Annotated in this window: 7 protein-coding genes and 6 pseudogenes; 4 read left to right on the top strand and 9 right to left on the bottom strand. The window is 62.1% G+C overall.

All coding sequences use genetic code 11. The features are described from left to right. Positions 1 to 449 (bottom strand): helix-turn-helix domain-containing protein (locus tag EOA86_RS13725; RefSeq protein ID WP_164891739.1); only part of this gene is annotated, 449 nt, incomplete at its 3' end. 45 nt (positions 450 to 494) lie between these two features. After that, a pseudogene (locus EOA86_RS40240) lies at positions 495 to 931 on the bottom strand (IS630 family transposase); the annotation flags it as partial. Positions 932 to 1,003: 72 nt separating this feature from the next. Between EOA86_RS40240 and EOA86_RS13715 the strand changes: the two are divergent. Further along, positions 1,004 to 2,006: pseudogene (locus tag EOA86_RS13715) on the top strand (IS110 family transposase). Between the two features lie 337 nt (positions 2,007 to 2,343). Here the strand turns inward: EOA86_RS13715 and EOA86_RS38610 are convergent. The 5 genes and pseudogenes from EOA86_RS38610 to EOA86_RS40230 form a co-directional block, all read right to left on the bottom strand. Next, positions 2,344 to 2,502 carry a hypothetical protein gene (locus EOA86_RS38610; protein WP_164891738.1) on the bottom strand — a complete coding sequence of 53 codons (159 nt, stop codon included), beginning with the start codon at positions 2,500 to 2,502 and terminating at the stop codon, positions 2,344 to 2,346. Between the two features lie 408 nt (positions 2,503 to 2,910). Further along, a pseudogene (locus tag EOA86_RS40235) lies at positions 2,911 to 3,324 on the bottom strand (IS3 family transposase); the annotation flags it as partial. Between the two features lie 283 nt (positions 3,325 to 3,607). Further along, positions 3,608 to 3,847 (bottom strand): ATP-binding cassette domain-containing protein, encoded by a 240-nt coding sequence (locus tag EOA86_RS41495; protein ID WP_348633345.1) that lies wholly within the window; start codon positions 3,845 to 3,847, stop codon positions 3,608 to 3,610. Further along, positions 3,844 to 4,782, bottom strand: a complete 939-nt coding sequence (locus EOA86_RS13700; protein ID WP_128342133.1) for an acetamidase/formamidase family protein — start codon at positions 4,780 to 4,782, stop codon at positions 3,844 to 3,846. Before EOA86_RS13700 ends, EOA86_RS41495 begins: the two co-directional genes overlap by 4 nt. After that, positions 4,772 to 4,939, bottom strand: a complete 168-nt coding sequence (locus tag EOA86_RS40230; RefSeq protein WP_245497257.1) for a hypothetical protein — start codon at positions 4,937 to 4,939, stop codon at positions 4,772 to 4,774. Before EOA86_RS40230 ends, EOA86_RS13700 begins: the two co-directional genes overlap by 11 nt. Positions 4,940 to 5,638: 699 nt before the next feature. Here EOA86_RS40230 and EOA86_RS13690 point away from each other — a divergent pair. Further along, a pseudogene (locus tag EOA86_RS13690) lies at positions 5,639 to 6,189 on the top strand (IS630 family transposase); the annotation flags it as partial. On the opposite strand, the pseudogene EOA86_RS40225 reads toward EOA86_RS13690, so the two are convergent. Then, positions 6,148 to 6,255: pseudogene (locus tag EOA86_RS40225) on the bottom strand (transposase); the annotation flags it as partial. The pseudogenes EOA86_RS13690 and EOA86_RS40225 sit on opposite strands and share 42 nt — an antisense overlap. Before the next feature lie 425 nt (positions 6,256 to 6,680). On the opposite strand from EOA86_RS40225, the gene EOA86_RS40220 reads away from it, so the two are divergent. Then, positions 6,681 to 6,851 carry a hypothetical protein gene (locus tag EOA86_RS40220; protein WP_236473035.1) on the top strand — a complete coding sequence of 57 codons (171 nt, stop codon included), beginning with the start codon at positions 6,681 to 6,683 and terminating at the stop codon, positions 6,849 to 6,851. Further along, positions 6,787 to 7,722 carry a transposase gene (locus tag EOA86_RS41490; RefSeq protein WP_342028471.1) on the top strand — a complete coding sequence of 312 codons (936 nt, stop codon included), beginning with the start codon at positions 6,787 to 6,789 and terminating at the stop codon, positions 7,720 to 7,722. Before EOA86_RS40220 ends, EOA86_RS41490 begins: the two co-directional genes overlap by 65 nt. Here EOA86_RS41490 and EOA86_RS13675 read toward each other — a convergent pair. Further along, positions 7,694 to 7,900 (bottom strand): annotated as a pseudogene (locus EOA86_RS13675) (IS256 family transposase); the annotation flags it as partial. The gene EOA86_RS41490 and the pseudogene EOA86_RS13675 sit on opposite strands and share 29 nt — an antisense overlap.

The raw sequence follows: 7,900 nt of genomic DNA, 5'->3' as shown, positions 1-7,900 counted from the left end.
TCGCTCGATAACTTGAAGCTTTCTGCGCGGTGCGGCTGAAGGCCGAAGGCTTTCCATATCCGATGGATCGTCGATGGCGCATGGTGGACGGCGCGTGCCATCGAGCGCAGGCTCCAATGCGTGGCTTCGCGTGGTGTCGCCTCCAGTGTCAGGCGGATCGTCTCGGCAATCGCATCATCGCCGATCTGTCGTGGCGGACCCGGCCGCGGCTCATCGTAGAGGCCATCCAGCCGATCTTGGGCAAAGCGGCGTCGCCACTTGCCGGCCGTGTTCTCAACCGCCCCGACGCGCTGCGCGATCACTTTGTTCTCAAGCCTCTCGGCCGCCAACAACACAATCTCTGCCCGCTGCGCCAGACCTTGCGCCGTTCGCCGCCGGCGCGACAGACCTTCAAGCTCCTTGCGTTTCTCGGCGCTCAAGTCGATGGTGCAGCAACTCGTCCCATGCATTGCATCTCCAATCGAATCAACACAATAATCGCACGAATTACGCGATCAGGACACTAAGAGCATGATGAGATTATCTCCGGTCATATCTGAGTTTGCGAAATAGTTTGAGCATTCGTAATGCGTGACACGATTGAGAGTTTGGCCGATTGCGTCGCAGACGGCCTCGACGGTTCGGTGTGCCGTGTTTCGCAACCAGTGCTTGAGCTTGGCGAAGAACTATTCGATTGGATTGAGATCGGGCGAGTATTTGGGCAGGAAGAAGAGCCTCGCACCCGCTTTTGCGAATTGCGCGCCAAACGGCCTTGCTTTTGTGAGAGCCGTGATTGTCCATCAAAACGATGTCGCCCGGCTAGAGGGTGGGCACGAGAACCTTCTCGATATAGAGGAGGTATCTCTCGCCGTTGATCGGCCCGTCGATGAGCCAAGGGGGCTTCGATGCGATCATGACGCAGCGCAGCCAGGAAGGTCATGGTCTTCCAGTGATGGGGTGTACCCCCCCGACAGCATCGATGTGCCAGAGTGGAGGTGTTCTCAGCCACTCAAAGGAGGCGCCCATGACGGAACTTAGCACCATCGGCTTGGATCTGGCCAAGAATGTCTTTTCAAGTACACGGAGCGAACTCTGCCGGAGCGGTCATCTTCCGTAGGAAGCTGCGGCGCGACCGCTGGCTTTCTCTGCCACCCAACCACCGTGCTTGGTGGCAATGGAGGCGTGCCCGGGTGCCCACTAATTGGGGTCGGAGATCGGGAAGCTCGGCCACACCGTGCGGCTGATCGCACCCGCCTATGTGAAGCCTTCGTCAAACGGCAGAAGAACGACGTGTCCGATGCGGAGGCGATCTGCGAGGCGGCGCAGCGCCCGACCATGCTTCTTGGCTGTGAAGAGCGAAGCCAAGCAGGCGTCCGCCGTGATCTTCCGGACCGGTGATATCCTGGTCGGCCAGCGCACTCAACTCATCAACGGGATCCGCGGCCATCTTTCCGAATACGGCCTGATAGCGCCGCAAGGACCTTTCCATGTCGGACGCCTCATCGCCCAATCGAGGATCCCCCATCGGAGTGTGCCGGAAGCTGCTCGCTCCTGCCTTGCCCTCCTCGCCGAGGGGGTGCGCCATCTGCAGAACCAAATCGCCGCGCTGGATACGGAGATCTCTGCCCGCGCCAAAGCCGACGACGCGACTCGGCGTCTGATGAGCGTGCTTGGGATCGGCCCCCCTGATTGCCACCGCCATAGAGGCGCTCGCGCCGCCTAGCGGAGACGTTCCGATCGGGCCGTGACTTTGCTGCCTGGGTCGGATTAACGCCGGGTCAGCGCTCTACGGGCGGCAAGGAACGACTGGGCCGAACATCTCGGATGGCACACTGAGGCGGCGCAGCGAGCGCCGTGGTGCGGTGGGCTAAGCGCAAAGGGGTGCCTAAAGGATCCTGGCTCGGCCGGATGCTTGAGCGCAAAGCGCCGATGTTGGTGATCGTGGCGCTGGCGAACAAGAACACCCGCATAGTCTGGGCGCTGTTGACGAAGGGAGAAGCTATCGGGCTCCGGTCGTGCCCTCTTGAGCGGCACGGGCGCGAGGCCGTTGGCGTCAAAGGACAGGTATGGCGCAAAGTGGGTGAGGCGGGATCAGGAGAACCAGGCGCATGGGGAGCGCTTCGAGCGCGTTCAAGTGATGTGGACCTGATCCTCGAACTCCCAATACGGGCCCGCGGCCATGACGAGCCGTAAGAGAGGCCGAACACATGGCCGCACCCGATCACGCTACGTCCGAGGGGGCGTCCACACATGGCCATTGGCCTTGATCCGCTGTCCGACCGGCGCCCAGCCCCTGAGCGGAGCCATGTTGGTCTTGGTCCAGGTTTCGTCGATGAACACCAGGCGGGCGGGATCGATCCGAATCTAGTACAGAACCCACTGCGCGCGGTGTCGGGGCGATCCTGCTTGACTGCGATCAGCGTCTTTTTTGTGAGGCAGCTTCTCGGCCTGCACAAACTCCCACACCGAGCGGTAATCGACCTTCAGGCCGCGCTCGCCGAGTTCGGCCACAAGCCCGCGCAAGGTGGAGTCCTTCTCTCGGCAGCGCTCGACAAGCCAGTCGCGCCACGCCCCCGATATCGCTCGGGCTTGTAGCCACCCACTTGGCGGGCGCCACGCTCCCGGTCTTCCCACCCGCTTCAGCCACTCGATCGCTGCACTTGACGCCGAATCAAGCAGCCGCGCGCCGCGAAAGCCCTTCAACCTTGACCGCACGAACAACCCCGTTCGCCCAGGTCCATCGAGTATCCAACATCCATGCTGGCCTTCTGCCCAGCATCAAGGTTGAATTAGATCATTGCTGATTTGGAAATCCCACGACTCCCATAAACCTCATCTCGCTCTAGAATCCGCTCACCACGCAGCCGGTTCGCCTCGCGCCAGGTCTTTCCTACGATCCGGTCATGGGTCTCGACAGTCTCGATCACTAGGAAGGAAGCGGTCATACCAGCAGTGGAAAGTGGCGCGCGGGATGCCGAGCCGTTGCGTGCGGCGTCGACAGGTGGGATCGCTCGACGATCCGGATGATCTCGAGCTCTCCGAGGGGGCATATGTCATTTGTCGTCGCCCCATCAGCGATTATGCTTTTGAGCACCACAGTTCCAGCGCCTGTTCGGCAACGACCTCTTTCAGATCGCGCGTCTCGAAGAACCTTGACCTTGTCGTGGTGGCGGCACGCACAGTTATCACCCGCCAGCCGCTTCTTGCCGGCTTCGAGCAACTCCTTCGACCAGTTGTGATACAGGCTATCGGCGATCCACTTCGCGGCGGCAAAGTGCTGCGATCGAGTCCTCGCCACGCAGGCCATCAGGGAGGATGCGAATCTCCCCGCCGGCCATGCTTCCGGGTGACCCTGACCTTCTCCGCAGAAGGCTTCGTCACTACCATGGCCCAGAAGACCTCCTCTCTCAATTAGCCCAATTCTGTCTCATTGGTGCTAACGGCGGACATGAACCTCGATGGATTCAATCAGTTGCCGGCCGATCGACAGCACCGGGTTGAGTGACGTCATCGGCTCCTGGAGATTTGGCGATGCGATGCCGCTAATGCGCTGCATCTGGGGCTCGCTGAGTGTGGCAAGGTCGGTCTCCCCAAGCCGAATGGTGCCCGACGAGATCCAGCCGGCCGGCTACGGCAAGAGCTGCATGATCGCCAGCGCCGTCATCGATTTGCCGGAACCGGATTCGCCGGCAATGCAAAGCGTCTCGCCGCGCGCGAGCGTGAACGATAGGTCTGATACCACCGGCCGCTCGCCGTCTTCGCCGCGCACGCTGACGGTCAGGCCGGAGATTTCCAGCACCGCTCCGGCCGTGACCGAAACGGCCGGGGCAAAAACCCCGGTCCGCTTGCTGGTTGCGCCTTTGCTCATTCGAAGACGCAGCGCGGGAAGTAGAACGACACCACCCAGTTCGGCATGTCGACGATCTCGCTGATCCGGAGATCGCCGCAGACCGAAACCAGCATGTAGGCCTCGACCGGGTCCATTGCGTAGCGGCCGGCAAGCAGGTCGATCATCTGCGAGACCGCTTCCCTGGCGCCGGTCATCAGGTCCGGTCCGATGCCGGTCGTCACCTCATAGCCCTTGGCGTCGAGATGGCGCGTGACCGGGCCAGGCGTGGTGAAGCGTGGCGTCTTCAGCCGCGCATCCTTAATCAGGTCGAGCTTGAGCACGACATCCATCGGGCTTTCGATCGCCGTGCCGCACACTTCGCCATCGCCCTGCGCGGCATGCGTGTCGCCGACCGAAAACAGCGCGCCCGGAACTTCGACCGGCAGATAGAGCGTGGTGCCGGCCGCGAGATCGCGGATGTCGAGATTTCCACCGACGCGCCGTGGCGGCACAACGGAATGGTGGCCCTTCATCCCCGGCGCATTGCCGATCGTGCCGGCAAACGGTTTCAGCGGCACGCGTCCCCCTCTGCCGAACAGCGCCGGCTCGAGCGAGGCGGCGTCATATGTCCAGATGTTCAGTGCCGGCTCCGGAAAATCGTCGGCGAGCAGGCCGAAGCCCGGAATGTTTGCCGTCCAGCCGAAGCCCGACGGTTTGAACATCTCGATCGTCACCTTAAGCGCATCACCTGGTTCCGCGCCTTCAACGAAGATCGGCCCGGTCACCGGGTTGTCGAAGTCGAATTTGGCGATGTCGCCGACCGTGCTGTCGGCCTGAAGTTGCCCACTCGACGAATCAAGGCATTCGAACTCGATTGTCGAGCCGGGTGCCACCCGCTCGACCGGAACAAAGGAGTTGTCCCAGCCGAAATGGTGATGGCGCCCATGGATGGTGTAGTCGCAGTTATTGCACATCTTTTGCATACAGATTGTTGTAGCTGAAGACATGAACCGGGTCGATATACAGATTGTCGACGCCGCCCATGCGTGCGGATTTCATGGTGAAGCGCTGCTCGTCGAGCACCGACGCCCACGGTGCGTCCGCTATGGCTGGTCGTAGATCGCGCTCCAAATCTTGTTGCGCTCTACAGATTTCGCCGGTCCCTCATGGAGTCCACTTCCGCCGCCTTGGCGCCGATATCCTTTTTGCAGTACCATGGCCAGTTCCAGCCGCCCGGCACCGCCCCAGCACAGCCGAGGATCGACCCGTAGAAGTTCGACGGATCGGGGAAATTGGCAGAGTTCGCTTCATCGAATCATTGTCCATGATCCGATCCCAGTGTCTTGTACCTTGCTTGAACCGCATGGAATCTTTGAGACGCCACAGGTCAGCGGTCGTAACCGCAACCCACGAGACGATTTGGCATGCACTTGTACTCGCCGGGCACACCCAAATTGCAGATGCGGACTCATTCCTTAGGTCATACGCCCAGATGGAGGGCAGCGTACCTCGTCTACCGCTTCACCCTTCATGGGCCGAGCAATGAGGCGGATGCTCCCCGGGGATCGTCTTATCCTGCGGCTAGAATGCGTCCGTCCGTGCCGAGGTTAGGATCGCGGATGTGCATCTTCCAAGGAACGGTTATCTTCAATCGATAAGCTGAACTGAACATCAGGCTGTCCGGCCTCTGCGCCAGTGGGCACAATCCTTCATGAATTATCCGCGTTAGTTCGCTAGTCGCGCCGCCAGACCAGCAACGCCCCGATCCTCTAATGTCCTGATCGCGTAATTCGTGCGATTACTGCATTGATTTGATTGGAGATGCAATGCATGGCACGAGTTGCTGCAACCATCGACTTGAGCGCTGATGAACGCAAGGAGCTTGAAGGTCTGTCGCGCCGGCGGCGAACGGCGCAAGGTCTGGTGCAGCGGGCAGAGATTGTTTTGTTGGCGGCCGAGGGGCTTGAGAACGAGGTGATCGCGCAGCGCGTCGGGGCGGTTGAGAACACGGCCGGCAAGTGGCGACGCCGCTTTGCCCAAGATCGGCTGGATGGCCTCTACGATGAGCCGCGGCCGGGTCCGCCACGACAGATCGGCGATGATGCGATTGCCGAGACGATCCGCCTGACACTGGAGGCGACACCACGCGAAGCCACGCATTGGAGCCTGCGCTCGATGGCACGCGCCGTCCACCATGCGCCATCGACGATCCATCGGATATGGAAAGCCTTCGGCCTTCAGCCGCACCGCGCAGAAAGCTTCAAGTTATCGAGCGACCCTTTGTTTGTCGAGAAGGTGCGCGACATCGTCGGCCTCTACATGGCACCGCCCGAATCGCGCTGGTCCTGTGCTTGGACGAGAAGAGCCAGATCCAGGCGCTCGTCATTGGGGAAGATGCCGACGACCTCGGTCCTCCGCTTGATCTCGCCGTTGAGGCGCTCGATCGGTTGGTAGCCGGAATCATGACGGTGCCATCCCATCCCCGCTGGAGATGAGCGATTTTCGGCGTATGGTGCGATCATCCGGGACAGGGGCACCGGGAGCACGCCAAGTTCGGGCAGGCCCCATCAATTCGATGAGCTGCGAGCTCGCGTTAGTAGCTGGCCGCCCCTGCGACCTGCCCGGTTGCGCCGAGAGCGCGGATCCGTAGGTGTCGCGTCGCCCGCCGGCTCCCGTCTGTTTGAGGAGAGGGAGCCGATGAGACGTGTGTTGGAATGGAAATCCACCGCACTTTTGCGGAGGTGGTTGGTTTGGGAAGACGGCCGGCTGCGCCATCACGGACGGGTCGACATGACCCGGCTCGGGACTGGAAGGGTTCGGCCGCAGTTTGCGACGGACGGATGAGGTTGTCGTAGAGGCTACGGGCAACGCCATGGCGGTGGTTCGGGTTCTGTCGCCCTATGTCGGCCGGGTGATTGTCGCCAACCCGATGCAGGTGAAGGCGATCGCCCATGCCAGGATCAAGACCGACAAGATCGATGCCGGCGTTCTGGCGCAGCTCCATGCCAGCGGCTTTCTGGCTGAGGTCCTGGATTCCCGATGAGCGGACTGAGCGGCTTCGCCGCCTCGTCGCGCGGCGCAACCAGGTCGTGCGGCATCGCACGCGCGTGAAGAACGAGGTGCATGGTATCCTGCAGGCGCACCTCGTGCCGAAGTGCCCGCATGCCGATCTGTTCAACAGTCGGGGTCGCGCCTGGCTCGAGCGGCAGGTGCTTCCCGACGACGAGCGGGCCGCCATCGCCCGCCATATCCGCGAGATCGACCGCCTGGCCGAGGATGTGGCTGACCTCGATCGCGACATCACCCGGGAAGCGGTGATGATGTGCAAGTCCGGCGGCTTCAGACGATCACCGGCGTCAATGCCATCGTCGCGAGCGGTATCATCGCCGCCGTCGGTCGACATCCGGCGGTTCCGCGAGCCGCAGAGGCTGGTGAGCTACTTCGGCCTCAATCCGCGTGTGCGCCAATCCGGTCTTGGCTTGGCGCAATATGGCCGGATCAGCAAACATGGGCGTTTCCCATGCCGCGCCATGCTGGTCGAGGCCGCCTGGGCGGCGGCGAAAGCGCCCGGACCGCTCAGAGCCTTCTTCCTGTGCATCCGCAACAAGCGTGGCCATCAGGTCGCAGCCGTGGCGGTCGCCCGCAAGCTCGCGGTGTTGGTCTGGCATCTGCTGACAAAGGAGCAGGACTACTTCTGGGCTCGCCCGGCGCTAGTGGCGGCAAAGCAGAGGCAGCTCGCTCTCAAGGCAGGCGCGCCGGGCGAGCGCGGTGTCGGTCGCCGCGGTTCGGCTTACGCCTACAACGTGAAGGAGTTGCGAAACAGCGAGAAAGCCGCGGCCGAGAATGCCGAACGTGCCTACGAGCTGATGGTTCGAACTTCTCCGTCGACAAGGCCACGAAGCTTCGCGACGTAGCCGATTTCGACACGCGGCTGCCATGACCCGCCGGCACATCTCCTTCCGGAAGTCGCACCGCCCGTCCGAACCGCCGCGTCGAGGCGTTGATCAGCATCAGGTTCATCGCCCAGCGGCCGAGCCAGTCCTCCTTCATCGCGCGATCCCAGCTCGGGAGTGCCATCTCCCACCCATAGAC

It is taken from the genome of Mesorhizobium sp. M5C.F.Ca.IN.020.32.2.1 (assembly GCF_004023105.1).
Taxonomy (GTDB): domain Bacteria; phylum Pseudomonadota; class Alphaproteobacteria; order Rhizobiales; family Rhizobiaceae; genus Mesorhizobium; species Mesorhizobium wenxiniae.
The sequence above is the reverse complement of the archived record's forward strand: the minus strand, read 5'-3'. Positions and strand labels throughout refer to the sequence as shown.